Origin of the sequence: uncultured Roseibium sp., from assembly GCF_947494555.1 — a bacterium.
Taxonomy (GTDB): Bacteria; Pseudomonadota; Alphaproteobacteria; order Rhizobiales; family Stappiaceae; genus Roseibium.
Window position 1 is genome coordinate 320,275 of record NZ_CANLVF010000007.1, and the last position, 12,650, is coordinate 332,924.

Sequence of the window (12,650 nt, forward strand, 5' to 3'; positions counted from 1 at the left end):
ACCAGACGATTTTCGATTTAGAAAAGCACAAGGCCGAAAAACGCAATCACCGCGGCCATTGTGACCCAGATCAGGAAGGCGTTGAAATAGGCCCGGCGGGACCCGAAACCGTTGCGCAGCGCATCAATCTTGTCCGCTCCGAACCCCGGTACAACGCCTGACGTTCTGGAAGCGTTCCGAAACCGTTTGCGCAATTCGGCTGCTTTGCGGGAACCCCGCTCCTCATTGATTGTCTGATAAGATGTCGTCATTCCGATCTCCATTCAGATTACCTCTTCTGGAAAGAAAAGTGGGTTTCGTTCCGGACCATTACAAATGAGCGATTTGTAATCTTCCCGTGCACGGGCCTCGTCTTGCAGCCGTTACAAAGAGCACGTAGGAAACGGCATCACTGGCAAATACGGGTGGACATGCGCTTGGATCATTTCTCGAAAGAAACAGGCCTTTCACGCGAGCACGTATCCCCGTCACTTGCCGAAATCACCCGCGTATCAATGAAAGTCGGGCTGTTGTCTTTCGGGGGTCCGGCCGCACAGATTTCCGTCATGCATCAGGAATTCGTCGAAAACCGCAAGTGGCTCTCCGAGGACAGGTTCCTGCATGCTCTGAACTACTGCATGCTGCTGCCTGGACCGGAGGCGCAACAGCTGGCCACTTACTGCGGCTGGCTCAGTGGCAGAACGCTGGGCGGGCTTATAGCAGGGCTTTTGTTTATTCTGCCTGGCGCATTCGCGATGGCTGCCGTCAGCTATGTCTATGCCGCCTACGGCGACACGTCCCTGATTGCCGCAATCTTCTACGGTGTCAAAGCAGGAGTGCTCGCCATTGTACTTCAGGCTCTGATGAAGATCGGTCAAAAGGCCCTGAAATCCCGGCTCGCCTGGATCATTTGCGCGGCAAGTTTCTGCGCGCTGTTTTTCCTGTCGATCCCTTTCCCCTTCGTTATCCTTAGCGCCGCCATCATCGGATTGTTGTTCGGCAACGCTCCAGCGCAGCCCATGGAAGACAGCGCGGCCACAGGATCACGCGCAACAGCCACAAAAACCTTGAGAACCCTACTGGTCGGCGGTCTCGTGTGGATAGCGCCTCCTGTTACCGCCACACTCGTTTTGGCCCCCGGCAACGTCTATACGGAAGTTGCCGAGTTCTTCTCGCTTCTGGCGGTTGTCAGCTTCGGAGGGGCTTACGCTCTGTTGAGCTATATGGCTCAAGTCGCTGTGGAGACGAAATCGTGGCTCTCCGCTGGTGAAATGCTGGATGGCCTCGGGCTTGCCGAAACGACGCCCGGCCCCCTCATCCTGGTCACGCAGTTTGTTGGCTTCCTGGGCGGTTGGCAGGATCCCGCCCCCTTCTCACCGCTACCTGGCGCGCTCCTTGCCGCCGCGATGACGACCTGGGTCACGTTCGCCCCCAGCTTCCTGTTCGTCCTTGCAGGCGCACCATGGATGGAAAGACTTCGCGGCAACAAGATACTGGCAAAGGCACTGTCCGCGATCACGGCGGCAGTCGCCGGAACGATATTGAACCTGGCTGTCTGGTTTGCGTTGAATGTGCTTTTCACTGAAACAAAGATGCTGAGGATAGGTCCTTTGGATATTCTCAGACCAGTCCCGGAAAGCCTGGATCCGGTGCTTGCCGGAATTGCTTTGCTGGCTGCGTTTCTCGTGTTCGGTGCAAGACGCGGTATCGCAGTCGTCCTTGCTGTCACTGCCGCACTGGGCCTTATCGCAAAAACCCTGCTTGTCTAAACGAGGTACCGGTTAAGTGGCCGGCCGAAGCCATCAGGCTGCCGACAGTTCCTTGTTTTTACCGCCTTTTTTCTCTGCCTCTGCGGCTTCTTCATTGTCCGGCTCAAAGTCACTCTCGTGCTCGGGATCATCATCAATTGAGATGGAAAGGTTTTTTTCAACCTGCCGCAGCAGTTTGCGCAACTTCTTCCGGTCCTTGTCGTCGAGACCGGACATTGCTTCCCGTTCCAGGCGTTTCCAAGCCTTGTCCACCGAAAGGACAAGCTCGCTGCCCTTGTCTGTCAGATAGACGCGCGCCAACCGCCCGTCTGTGTCGGATACTTGCCGGCGCACATATCCCTGGCTGGAAAGGCGGGTAACCATTTTTGTGACTGTGGGCGGTTGAACACCGAGAGCAAGCGCCAATTGGCTCATGGTTCGGCCGTCAGCATCGGCAAGAACCTTCAATACAAGTTCTTGACCCGGATGCAGACCGATCCGCATGAGATGTGCACCGGACCGGGCTCTTTGTGCTTTCGCCGCCTGGACAAGCCGAAAAGTTATGCTCTTTTTGTAGTTAAAAGCCATCGCTTACTACCTATTCCTGGATCAGCCCGAATCAACATATTTCGTGACGTGGTGGAAACGTAGCCGGAGTATTTAACCGTCAAATGACACTACGTGCATTGATACGGTTTTTTTCATGCTCATGGAAAGAAAGATCAAATTAGCCATCTAAATACGCGTCTTTAGGTCAAAACGGAGCGCTATACACACCACCCGTTCAGTGAACCTCGCATCGCTGCTGCGGGCTTGAACATCAGGCCTTTACTCTGAGCGCACTTGCCAGGAACGGAATTATCAGTGTGAGAAACGCGACCACCGCAAAGGAAGCGCCGAGTGAAAACAACTGGCCAATGAAACCCAAGACGGGTGGCCCAAACAAAAAAGCGCCATAGCCGAGCGTCGCCACGGACGCCAAAGCACGTCCTTTGGACATATGCGGATCGGCTGCCGCGCGAGACATTGCAAGCGGAAACAGAACGGCATATCCGAGCCCCATGACGAAACAGCCTGTCCAGACCACAAAAATATTCCATCCGGAGACCAGCAGGACGCAGCCGACAAAGGCAACAAACCCGCTCACTCTTGCCACAGGCACAGGCCCAAACCTGGCGATGATCCTGTCACCGGCCAATCGCATGATGACCATTGCGACGGAGAAAACTGTGAACGCTATTGGCGCCATCGCCTCCGAGTAGCCGAGATCCAGTATCTGGTAGAGTGCTGCCCAGTCAGTTACAGCCGCCTCTCCCAACGCCGCTATCAGCGCTATGAGCCCTGCAAACCGAAGAGCACCTTCAGGAAACGCAAAAAGCGGTGCCTTGTCTTGGGTCTCGGCCCCACCAACCGACTGGGGCCAGTGCTGCTTCCAGCACAGGATAAGAATGGGAACCGACAAAAGACCCCATAGACAGAAATGCAGGGCGACACCAAAACCGAACTCGATAGCCAGACCACCTGCCGCAGCCGCCACCCCGGCACCAAGACTGAACAAACCGTGGAAGGACGACATGACGGGGCGTTCGAGAGCAGTCTCGACTTCCGCGCCCCATCCATTCATTGAAACGTCCAGCGATCCGAAGGCGAACCCTGCAAAAAACAACGCGGCCACCAGAGTTACAATCGATGGCGAAAGTCCAAGAAGGGTAAAAGCGACTGCAGTTCCCAGTGCGGCCCCTTTGGTGACGCGTGCCGGACCGTGCCGGTCCATTAAAGCACCCGCGGTGGGAAACGCCGTGAATGCACCTAGCGCCATGACCAGAAGCAAAACGCCGAACCATCCCTCACTCAATCCTGTCGCAGCCTTGATGTCCGGGATTCTCGAGGCCCAAAGACCAAAGAACCCCCCGCACATGAGAAAAACTGCCGAAACAACGCGACGCGCGGCAATGGCTTGCATTAGGTGACCTGATGTTGAGATCTAAACAGATCTCTGAAAGACATGTCTCCTATCGCCTCTAGCGCGTTAATGATTGCCGTTCAATCCGGGAAACAGGATTTGAGGCAGGAAATCGGTCCGGACCGGTCCGGAGTGATGTGCTAGGCGAGAATGGAGGCCAGGAGGGCTTCGGCTTCGCTTGCCTGTTGAACTGCGGAACGATAAGCGGATGCTGCCTCGGCGGACTGTGCTTGTGCACCGGATTCACCTACCCGGCTTTCGTCGCCCTTCCGATCACCGCCGTTCGGAGCGCTTTCAGAGCTGTCCGCTACCGCACCGGGTGGGCTTTCGTCACCGCCTTGCAACTCGTCAGCCTTCTCCTGACGCGATTCGGCTTGAGCTTCCGAAAGTTGCGAACGGGCGAGCTGGGCGACTTTCAGATCCTGAGATGACGGCTCAGCAGGTGCAAGCGCAGCGCGGATGACGATCTGCATTTTCCGGATCGTTTCCTGAGGCGACTTTTCCTTGCTAGTGTCGATCTGGACTTCGCCGCCAACGGCATAGCGTTTGCCATCAGGCCCCTGCTGGAACGTGTAACTGGGCGCACCCGCGTAAGCACCTCCGACCCGAGCGTGAGCCTGTTCATGCGCACGGACTTCCCGGTCCCGCTTGGCGAGTTCCTGAACCTGTTTTTCTTCCGCTTCGTTTAGCCCATCGCCGTCGGGATCGTCTTTCTCGCCGTTCCCGGATTGGGCCTGTGCGGGGTTACCGGATGCCAGTCCGGCTGCTGCCGCGTTTGCAGCGATTGCCGCACCTTGTCCTTGTGCGGGCGCGCCCGTGCCATCTCCGCCATCTCCCGAGCCATCGGCAGTGGCATTGGCATTCGTTTGCCCTGTCTGCTGAGTGCTTTGAAGCGCCAGGACAGCTTGTGACGTCAGGATTGGGCCATTGCCTCTTTGCGCCGATTGAACAGGTGCGCTCGCCAGGCTGTTGCGCGCACTTTCCCGATCCCGGCCGGCAGGATTCACTCCCGCGTCCGGTTCCAGTTCACCCGCGACACCACTGCTTCTCAAAAGGTTCGCCGGCGTATTGGACATCAAGGCGCCGATCATGTGCAAAAGCTTCGCAGAAAGGCGTCATTAAATTCTAAACGGGTGTTAACAGCGGCCGATCATTTGTTCGTGAGCTGTTTACGCCGCATTATCGCAAAACCGTCTGCCCTTGCCTGACCGGTCATGCTGTGCAAAGCAGGCGGCAACAGGACTTTTACAGGAAAACCCGATGCTTCCCAAGCGCCAATGGCATGAAATGACGACGGAAGACTTCAAGGACCCCTCGCGTGAAAACTGGATTGCCGTTCTTCCCATTGCCGCGATAGAGCAGCACGGTCCCCATTTGCCGGTCTGGACAGATACAGCTATCGCAGATGGTCAGGTCCGCCGCGTCCTGGAACTCCTGCCCGAGAGCTTGCCTGTCTGCTTTCTTCCCACGCAGGCGATCGGCAAATCGGATGAGCACATTTCGTCACCGGGCACTTTGACGCTGTCCTGGGAAACCGCTGCACGATGCTGGATCGAAATCGGAGAAAGTATTGCCCGCGCAGGCATTCGCAAGCTGGTGCTGATCAATTCGCACGGCGGCAACGTCCCGATACTGGATATCGTTTCACGCGAACTGCGCCTCAAACACGAAATGTTTGTTCTGGCCACCAACTGGCTGCGTTTCGGACAACCGGACGGCCTCTTTCCAGAAGACGAATTCACCTACGGCATACATGGCGGGGACATTGAAACATCGCTGATGCTTCATCTTTATCCTGACCTCGTGCGGATGGACCTTGCCCAGGATTTCACGTCTGAGCAGCAAAGCTATCTGAAAGAATTCAGGCATCTGCGCGCTCACGGCAAGGCGCAGTATGGCTGGAAGGCCCAGGATCTCAACGAACTTGGCGCACTCGGCAACGCGTTGCGCGCAACGGCTGAGAAAGGGCGTCAATCGCTCGATCATGCCGCCAGAGAATTCGTTGAGCTGTTGAAAGACGTCGATGCCTTTGATCTCGAACGCCTCTGGAAAGAAGGATCAGACGGCAGCTAGGCTCACCGAAATCAGGGTAAACTTGACAAAAGCCGACAGCAACCCGGCAACAATCCAGGATTGAAACTTTCAATCCAACCGGAAATCCGTGAAATTCTAGCCAATTTTTTTGCTAAATCTGTGAATCTCAACGGCTTTTATTTCCAGCAGTTGACCTTACCCCCTTCGACGGCACATTATTTGTATTGAGATCAAGGGGGCGTTTTTCGAGTATCAATGAACCTGTCGATACGGCAATTGGCGACCTTTCGCGAGGTCATGCGGAGCGGTTCCATTTCGGAAGCTGCCCGCACGCTTGGCCGGACGCAGCCTGCTGTCAGTTCAACGATCGCCGGCCTTGAGACCGAGCTTGAACTCAAGCTGTTCATGCGGGAACAGGGGCGCCTTGTTCCGACGCCGGAGGCCGAGTTTTTTCTCGAAGAAGCCGAAGCCATACTGAAACGGCTGGAAATCTCCAAAAGGACGCTTCGCGGTCTGGCCAATCGCGAACATGGCCAGCTGCGCATTGCCGGCATCCCGGAAGCCGTTGCAGATTTTCTTCCCAACAGCCTGTCCAAATTTGTCGCCGACAAACCGAGCGTCAAGGTTGCCCTTGCAAGCAGAACATCCTCGGAAATCGAAGAACTGATTGCCGCCCAGCAGTTCGACATCGGGTTCACGGAAACGCCCCGGGTACGCAATTCATTCGACCAGATTGATTTCGATCTGGAATGCATGTGCGCGGTGCCTGCCACCGACCCGCTGGCCGCAAAAGAAATCATCACGCCCGAAGAGCTCGATGGCTATCCGCTGGCGCTGCTTCATTCCGAGCACCGCAGTCACAAACAGACGCTGTCGCGTTTCCGTGACGCAGGCGTGCGGTTCAACCAGCGTTTCGAGCTGCAAACCGCCCTGGCGGGCCTGAGATTCGTCGAGGCAGGGCTGTGCGCGCTCATCTGTGACATGCTGACGGCCTACAAGGCCCAGGAAGACGGCCGCAGCGGCATGGGACCGCCCATGATGGTCTTCCGTCCCTTCCGTCCGCGCATTCAGAACGGTCTGTCCATCCTCACGCCGACCCATCGCCCGATTTCCATCGTCGCCAAGGATTTCTGCGAGTTTCTGAGTTTGGAACTGGCGACTATGCGCACGGCAATGATCAAGAAATCCGCCCGACCGGGCCTCTGAATTTCCCGCCCACTTGAAAAACATCCCTATTTTCTTGGAAACCAAGCAGGTTTTCAGCCTCAAGCGCGCTGGTGCAAACCGCACGCGAAGCGCATAGTCGCAGGCAGAACTTGAAAGGCAGCGAGAAAGGCAGACCGTGTCAGAAAGCTATTTTGCACCCAAGGGCGGCCATCCCGGTCAGGAAACACTTCTGACGGATCGCGCGGTCTTTACCGAGGCCTACGCAGTCATTCCGCGCGGAACGATGCGCGACATCGTTACCAGCTTTCTGCCTTTTTGGAACGGAACGCGGCTTTGGGTGCTTTCGCGGCCCTTGTCGGGGTTTGCCGAAACGTTTTCGCAATACATCATGGAGGTCGCACCGGATGGCGGATCCGAGCGGCCGGAAACCGACGGCTCGGCGGAGAGCGTGCTGTTTGTCGTGGAAGGTGAGGCCTCTTTGTCCGTGGCAGGCCAAAACCATGCCCTGAGAGCCGGAAGCTATGCCTACCTGCCCCCGGAGACCGATTGGACCTTCAAGAACAATAGTAAGGACCACGTCAGGTTTCACTGGATTCGAAAGGCTTATGAACCGGTCAAAGGCATTGACCATCCAGATGTCTTCGTGACGCACGAAAGCGCGCATGCGCCGGTGCCGATGCCGGGAACGGACGGCAAATGGGCAACCACGCGCTTTGTCGAACCGGAGGATCTGCGGCACGACATGCATGTCAACATCGTCACCTTTCAACCGGGCGCGGTCATTCCCTTTGCCGAAACCCATGTGATGGAGCACGGCCTCTATGTGCTTCAGGGCAAGGCCGTTTACCGTCTTAATCAGGATTGGGTCGAGGTCGAGGCAGGTGATTTCATGTGGCTGCGCGCCTTTTGCCCGCAGGCTTGCTACGCCGGTGGTCCGGGACCCTTCCGCTATCTGCTTTATAAGGATGTCAACCGACACATGCCGCTCAGGCCAGCCGGGCGCTTTGATCCGGGGAGCTAGGGGCAAGGATTGTCCCTAGGGACAATATAAATGAGATCAATGCCTTAAAGCATGATACCCAGTTTTTCAGAAAGCCTTTTTTGCACGAAGGCCAAGATCCAAACACTGAGAGACAGGTCGTCACCATGCGGATTGTCATCAACGGGTTCGGCCGGATTGGCCGCACTGTCCTGCGTCAGATCCTGACGTGTCCAAAAGAGCAGAATGTGGATGTTGTTCTGATCAACGACATCGCACCGCTGGACACTTGCGCTTACCTTTTCAAATACGACAGCGTCTACGGCCCTTATCCCGGCAACATCACAGCGGGCGAGCGAATTCTAAACGTAGGCGGCCGGGAGATTCAGTTCACCAGTGAACCGGACCTTTCGGTTTTGGATCTTTCCGGGATCGACGTGGTTTTGGAATGCACCGGCAAGGCCGGCACGAAAGAGGTCGCTTCGCGCGGACTTCAGGCCGGCGCAAAGAACGTGCTGATATCTGGCCCGTCCGATGCGGCGGAAATCACGCTTGTGCTCGGTGCCAACGAAGAAAAGCTCAATGGGCACCGTGTTGTCTCCAATGGCTCCTGCACGACGAACGCCCTCGCCCCCTTGCTGCGGGGTCTTGAGGACCGCGTTGGTGTGGAGGCCGGTCACATGACCACAATCCACTGCTACACCGGCAGCCAGCCGATGGTGGACGCACCGCGCGGCCCGTTGGAACGCAGCCGTGCAGGCGGCGTTTCGATGGTGCCCACCACAACAAGTGCAACCAGGCTTGTCGGCAAGGTCCTGCCGCAGATCGAAGGCCGGATCACGGGAGCCGCCGTGCGTGTTCCGACAATCAGCGTGTCCGCGGTTGACCTCACCGTGACCTGGGCTGAGCCCGTTAAAAGGCCCGTCAACGATCTCTTGCAGGAGATCTTCTCCAACAGCCCCGTCATCGGCTTTACCGATGACCGCGTTGTGTCCACGGATATGCGGGCGCGGCCGGAGTCCCTGGTAATCGCGCTGTCCGAAACCCTGTCGAGCAGTGACAGACAGGCCCGGATATTCGGCTGGTACGACAATGAATGGGGGTTTTCCCGGCGAATGCTTGACATGGCCGGCCTGATGACAGCCCGGTGACATCACAATCGCATCGGTCCCCTCGGTCGGTACATTGAAAGCACTGACCCGGATTGGCGGGCAATGGTCAAACCAGTCGCATTTCAGCTTTCCGGCGCTTCGACAACATAGGGCGCCGGAAACCAGTGCTCTTCCAGATTAGCGCCATCGCCGATGCGGTCGACGACCATATATCTGCCCGGGCCGCCAAGCGGTGCCAGAACGCCGTGCCAGGTACCCCGGTGAAGGTTGATGGACTGGCCGGGCTGGCTGACAAAAGCTTTGAGATTGACCGGTTCGCCGTCGGCATCATCGGCGACAACAACCAGCATCGGCACGCCATCGACAGGGATGAACGCCTGACTGCCGTCCGGGTGCCGCTCAACCATATCCACGGTATGCGGCAGCGTTCGTGCTTTTGCATCAAAAAGGCTGATACCTGCCCGGCCTTCGGAGAAGTCGAGCCTGGCCAGGTCGTGATGGCGCCCGCACATGCCCTGGTTGATGATCTTGTCCGGAGGACCGTCTACCTCCAGAACATCTCCGAAAGGCGCAAAATCTTCAGCCGTCAGAACCTTTGCGATGATCACGAGATTGCTCACGAAAACAAATCTCCGAGCCGATGACGCGCGATCCGCTCCACCTGGTGACAGGCTTCCTTGAATTCCGTCTGCCGATCGTTGTCGATCCTGCGGTGGAACGCGGCCAAAATGGAGGCCTTGTCATGGTCTCGAACGGCAATGATGAACGGAAAGCCGTGCTTGGCGACATAGGCTGAATTTAGGCCGTTAAAGGATTGTCGTTCGTCGTCGGTCAAAAGATCAAGCCCGGCCCCTGCCTGTTCAGACGTACTGTCTGCAGTGAGCCGGCCTGCTTGCGCAAGTTTGCCGGCAAGATCCGGATGCGCGTTCAATACGCCGAGACGCTCGTCTTCGCTCGCGGACCGGAACACACGGCAGAGCGCGTTGTGGATGCCCGCGGCGCAGTCATGAGCGGGCCCAAGTTCAAGCTCGAAGGCACGCTCGGCAATCCAGGCGGAATGCTCAAAGATCCCGCCAAAATGTTCGACAAATGCGTCTCTGCCCATGCGGCTCGGTTGCAAGCCGTTATGCGGTGGGTGATGTCGGGTCCAGTGCTCTGCAATCTCGATTCGGCGCGGACACCAGACATCATCATACGACTTGATGTGTTCGATGAATTTTCGGAGCGCGGCAATCTTGCCCGGACGCCCGACCAGGCGGCAATGCAGGCCGACCGACATCATTTTCGGCGTGTCGCTTTCACCTTCTGCATAAAGCGTATCGAATGCGTTCTTCAGATAATTGAAGAAATCGTCGGCATCGCTCCATCCGGGAGACACCGAAAAACGCATGTCATTGGCTTCAAGCGTGTAGGGAATGATCAGCTGGTCCCGCCCGCCGATCTCCAGCCAGTATGGCAGATCGTCGTCATAGGTATCGGAAACATAATCGAACCCGCCCTCTTCCGCGACGAGCCGAACCGTGTTCTCGGAGCAGCGGCCGGTATACCAGCCCCGCGGGCGTTCACCGACAACTTCGGTATGCAGCCGGATCGCTTCGGCAATGGCTGCGCGTTCCTCCTCGACCGGCATGTCCTTGTGTTCAATCCACTTGAGCCCGTGGCTTGCGATCTCCCAATCGGCGTCTTTCATCGCCTCGACCTGCTCCGGATTGCGGGCAAGCGCAGAGGCAACGCCGTATATCGTCAAGGGTATGCCGGCGCGCGTGAAAAGACGATGGATCCGCCAGAAGCCGGCGCGTGCGCCGTATTCGTACATCGATTCCATATTCCAATGGCGCTGACTTGGCCATTGCGCTGCACCTGGAATATCCGACAGAAACGCTTCGGAAGCGGCGTCACCGTGCAGTATATTGTTCTCGCCGCCTTCCTCGTAGTTCAGGACGAACTGGACGGCGACGCGGGCATTTCCGGGCCACTTCGGGTCGGGCGGATTAGATCCGTAGCCCCTGAGATTGCGCGCATAGCGATTCAAGTCAAACCTCCGATTTTCTTTTGCTTTTTACAACAAAACGACATTGTTGACTTCCAGGCTTGTTAAGCAGGAGCATTAGGGGGTCGGGCCCTTTGCGCTCCTTCCTCTTTGCGATTATCTGGTAACAGATTCGAGGACCGTCGCTGACCCATCGCGTATCCAAACACCGGTTCGCACCGCGAGTAAACCTTATGGCAGGACGTTTGACGAGCCATGTGTTGGACACGGCAAGAGGATGTCCGGGTGCGGACAGCAGGATCAATCCAGGCGAAAATTTTGGGAAACTGGTGCACCTTGAGGGAACTTCTGCCGCAACGCTTTTGACGGCCGGAATAGGCGACGGCCAAGCAACAGTCTTTCCATCATGTTTCATCAGGCGGTGGCTGACGATCCGGCCGCCTGATCGGGCCCCCGCCAATATCGCCTAACTGTTCCAGAAAGGTCTCCAGCTCCGATGCCGTTGCCAGAGCCTTCATGTGTCGATGGATGCCGGGGCCATAGACTTCCCACATCTGCTTTCGTAGGGCAGCGCCGTCGGCTGTGATGTGCAGGATCTTGCCGCGACGGTCTTCGGCCAGAACCGTTTCCCGGATCAGTCCTTTTGAGACCAGTTGAGCCAGCAGACGTGACAGGTTGGATTGCTCGAACAGCAGCCAATCCGTAAGCTCAAATGCCCTTACGCCGTCTTCGCCGGACATTTCAACACCCCAAAGCAGGTCGTAAACGCGCAACGAGGGCAGACCCTTCTCGCGCAATTCCGCTTCCATGTTGCGGTGTGCCTGGCGGTGCGCACGGTTAAGAAGGATCCAGATGTCGGTTTCGTGGTGACTCGGATGCATCGTCTTCAAGTTTCGGTGAGCGGGGATCGGAATTGTTTTTTCCGGTTCGCCAATCTGATAGATGTCATAGCATCTATTTTGAGACTTGTGAAAATCACGATGTCGTATGCCCACAGGCAATCCTGCCTGACCACGAAAAGGAGAGATTTTCCGATGATCAGACTTGCCCCGATTTGCATTGCTGCAACGCTGCTGACCGTTCCAGCCGCCATGGCAACGACTTACAAGACGGACCAGGGACACACAGAAGTTCAGTTCAGCTGGTCGCATGCAGGTGTTTCGACGCAGAGCGGCGAATTCACTGTCGTTGACGGAACCCTCGATATCGATCCGGAAAACGTCGAAAGCGCAAAGCTGAATGTGACAATCAACACCAATAGCGTCGCAACCGGCTTCAAGCCTCTCGACGATCACCTGTCCAGCGCGGATTTCCTGGAAGTGGAAACCTATCCGGAAATCACCTTCGTCAGCACGGGTGTTGAGAAAACGGGAGACGACACCGCCAAGGTGACCGGTGACCTGACCATACAGGGCACAACCAAACCCGTCACGCTGGACACCAAGCTCACCCATATCGGTCCGCACCCGCTCGGGAGCAATATTGATTACTACAAGGGTGACTGGATTGCCTTTGAAGCCTCAACCACGATCGACCACATGGAATTTGGCGTTGGTCCCTTCTCGACCGGCCCTATTGCCATCCGCATCGTGACTGAAATGAAGGCTGAATAACCCTCTCAGTAGTAATAACCGCCATTCAAGACACAAAGAGCCGCCCTATGGCGGCTTTTTTCATT

The 12,650-nt window shown here is 56.8% G+C and carries 13 protein-coding genes; 6 read left to right on the forward strand and 7 right to left on the reverse strand.

Annotated features, from left to right (window positions below):
* Positions 1–17 precede the first annotated feature (17 nt).
* On the reverse strand, positions 18–251 hold the full coding sequence (locus Q0915_RS28800) for a hypothetical protein (RefSeq protein ID WP_299482543.1): 234 nt from the start codon (positions 249–251) through the stop codon (positions 18–20).
* Positions 252–416: 165 nt separating this feature from the next.
* On the opposite strand from Q0915_RS28800, the gene chrA reads away from it, so the two are divergent.
* A complete protein-coding gene (gene chrA / locus Q0915_RS28805; protein WP_299482540.1) occupies positions 417–1,748 on the forward strand; it encodes a chromate efflux transporter in 1,332 nt (443 codons plus the stop codon).
* Between the two features lie 33 nt (positions 1,749–1,781).
* Here the strand turns inward: chrA and Q0915_RS28810 are convergent, their stop codons facing one another.
* The 3 genes from Q0915_RS28810 to Q0915_RS28820 form a co-directional block, all read right to left on the reverse strand.
* Entirely contained in the window at positions 1,782–2,315 is a 534-nt protein-coding gene (locus tag Q0915_RS28810; RefSeq protein WP_299482537.1) for a MarR family transcriptional regulator, read from the reverse strand.
* A 232-nt stretch (positions 2,316–2,547) separates the two neighbouring features.
* Positions 2,548–3,690, reverse strand: a complete 1,143-nt coding sequence (locus Q0915_RS28815) for an MFS transporter (protein WP_299482534.1) — start codon at positions 3,688–3,690, stop codon at positions 2,548–2,550.
* A gap of 140 nt (positions 3,691–3,830) precedes the next feature.
* Positions 3,831–4,766, reverse strand: a complete 936-nt coding sequence (locus Q0915_RS28820) for a putative metalloprotease CJM1_0395 family protein (RefSeq protein ID WP_299482531.1) — start codon at positions 4,764–4,766, stop codon at positions 3,831–3,833.
* Between the two features lie 184 nt (positions 4,767–4,950).
* Here Q0915_RS28820 and Q0915_RS28825 point away from each other — a divergent pair, with 184 nt between their 5' ends.
* The 4 genes from Q0915_RS28825 (at position 4,951) to Q0915_RS28840 (ending at position 9,021) form a co-directional block, all read left to right on the forward strand.
* Positions 4,951–5,763: a creatininase family protein gene (locus tag Q0915_RS28825; RefSeq protein ID WP_299482528.1), complete on the forward strand. Its 813-nt coding sequence runs from the start codon at positions 4,951–4,953 to the stop codon at positions 5,761–5,763.
* A 216-nt stretch (positions 5,764–5,979) separates the two neighbouring features.
* Positions 5,980–6,930, forward strand: a complete 951-nt coding sequence (locus Q0915_RS28830; protein ID WP_299482525.1) for a LysR substrate-binding domain-containing protein — start codon at positions 5,980–5,982, stop codon at positions 6,928–6,930.
* Positions 6,931–7,066: 136 nt separating this feature from the next.
* Positions 7,067–7,912, forward strand: a complete 846-nt coding sequence (locus Q0915_RS28835; protein WP_299482522.1) for a bifunctional allantoicase/(S)-ureidoglycine aminohydrolase — start codon at positions 7,067–7,069, stop codon at positions 7,910–7,912.
* A gap of 125 nt (positions 7,913–8,037) precedes the next feature.
* Positions 8,038–9,021: a glyceraldehyde 3-phosphate dehydrogenase NAD-binding domain-containing protein gene (locus Q0915_RS28840; protein WP_299482519.1), complete on the forward strand. Its 984-nt coding sequence runs from the start codon at positions 8,038–8,040 to the stop codon at positions 9,019–9,021.
* A gap of 83 nt (positions 9,022–9,104) precedes the next feature.
* On the opposite strand, the gene Q0915_RS28845 is transcribed toward Q0915_RS28840, so the two are convergent.
* The 3 genes from Q0915_RS28845 to Q0915_RS28855 form a co-directional block, all read right to left on the reverse strand.
* Positions 9,105–9,602, reverse strand: coding sequence for an ureidoglycolate lyase (locus tag Q0915_RS28845; protein ID WP_299482517.1), 498 nt, complete (start codon positions 9,600–9,602; stop codon positions 9,105–9,107).
* Positions 9,599–11,014: an allantoinase PuuE gene (gene puuE, locus Q0915_RS28850; RefSeq protein ID WP_299482514.1), complete on the reverse strand. Its 1,416-nt coding sequence runs from the start codon at positions 11,012–11,014 to the stop codon at positions 9,599–9,601. The genes Q0915_RS28845 and puuE overlap by 4 nt, the downstream gene beginning before the upstream one ends.
* A 362-nt stretch (positions 11,015–11,376) precedes the next feature.
* Positions 11,377–11,853 carry a MarR family winged helix-turn-helix transcriptional regulator gene (locus tag Q0915_RS28855; RefSeq protein WP_299482511.1) on the reverse strand — a complete coding sequence of 159 codons (477 nt, stop codon included), beginning with the start codon at positions 11,851–11,853 and terminating at the stop codon, positions 11,377–11,379.
* Between the two features lie 153 nt (positions 11,854–12,006).
* Between Q0915_RS28855 and Q0915_RS28860 the strand changes: the two genes are divergently transcribed.
* The gene (locus tag Q0915_RS28860) at positions 12,007–12,585 is read left to right on the forward strand and encodes a YceI family protein (RefSeq protein ID WP_299482508.1); all 579 of its coding nucleotides are present in this window, start codon (positions 12,007–12,009) and stop codon (positions 12,583–12,585) included.
* The last annotated feature ends 65 nt before the right edge of the window (positions 12,586–12,650 follow it).

Coding starts and splice junctions, on each gene's coding strand:
- Q0915_RS28830 (WP_299482525.1), top strand. CDS start 5,980: ATGAACCTGTCGATACGGCAATTGGCGACCTTTCGCGAGGTCATGCGG.
- Q0915_RS28800 (WP_299482543.1), bottom strand. CDS start 251: ATGACGACATCTTATCAGACAATCAATGAGGAGCGGGGTTCCCGCAAA.
- Q0915_RS28825 (WP_299482528.1), top strand. CDS start 4,951: ATGCTTCCCAAGCGCCAATGGCATGAAATGACGACGGAAGACTTCAAG.
- Q0915_RS28810 (WP_299482537.1), bottom strand. CDS start 2,315: ATGGCTTTTAACTACAAAAAGAGCATAACTTTTCGGCTTGTCCAGGCG.
- Q0915_RS28860 (WP_299482508.1), top strand. CDS start 12,007: ATGATCAGACTTGCCCCGATTTGCATTGCTGCAACGCTGCTGACCGTT.
- Q0915_RS28820 (WP_299482531.1), bottom strand. CDS start 4,766: ATGTCCAATACGCCGGCGAACCTTTTGAGAAGCAGTGGTGTCGCGGGT.
- Q0915_RS28840 (WP_299482519.1), top strand. CDS start 8,038: ATGCGGATTGTCATCAACGGGTTCGGCCGGATTGGCCGCACTGTCCTG.
- Q0915_RS28815 (WP_299482534.1), bottom strand. CDS start 3,690: ATGCAAGCCATTGCCGCGCGTCGCGTTGTTTCGGCAGTTTTTCTCATG.
- Q0915_RS28855 (WP_299482511.1), bottom strand. CDS start 11,853: ATGCATCCGAGTCACCACGAAACCGACATCTGGATCCTTCTTAACCGT.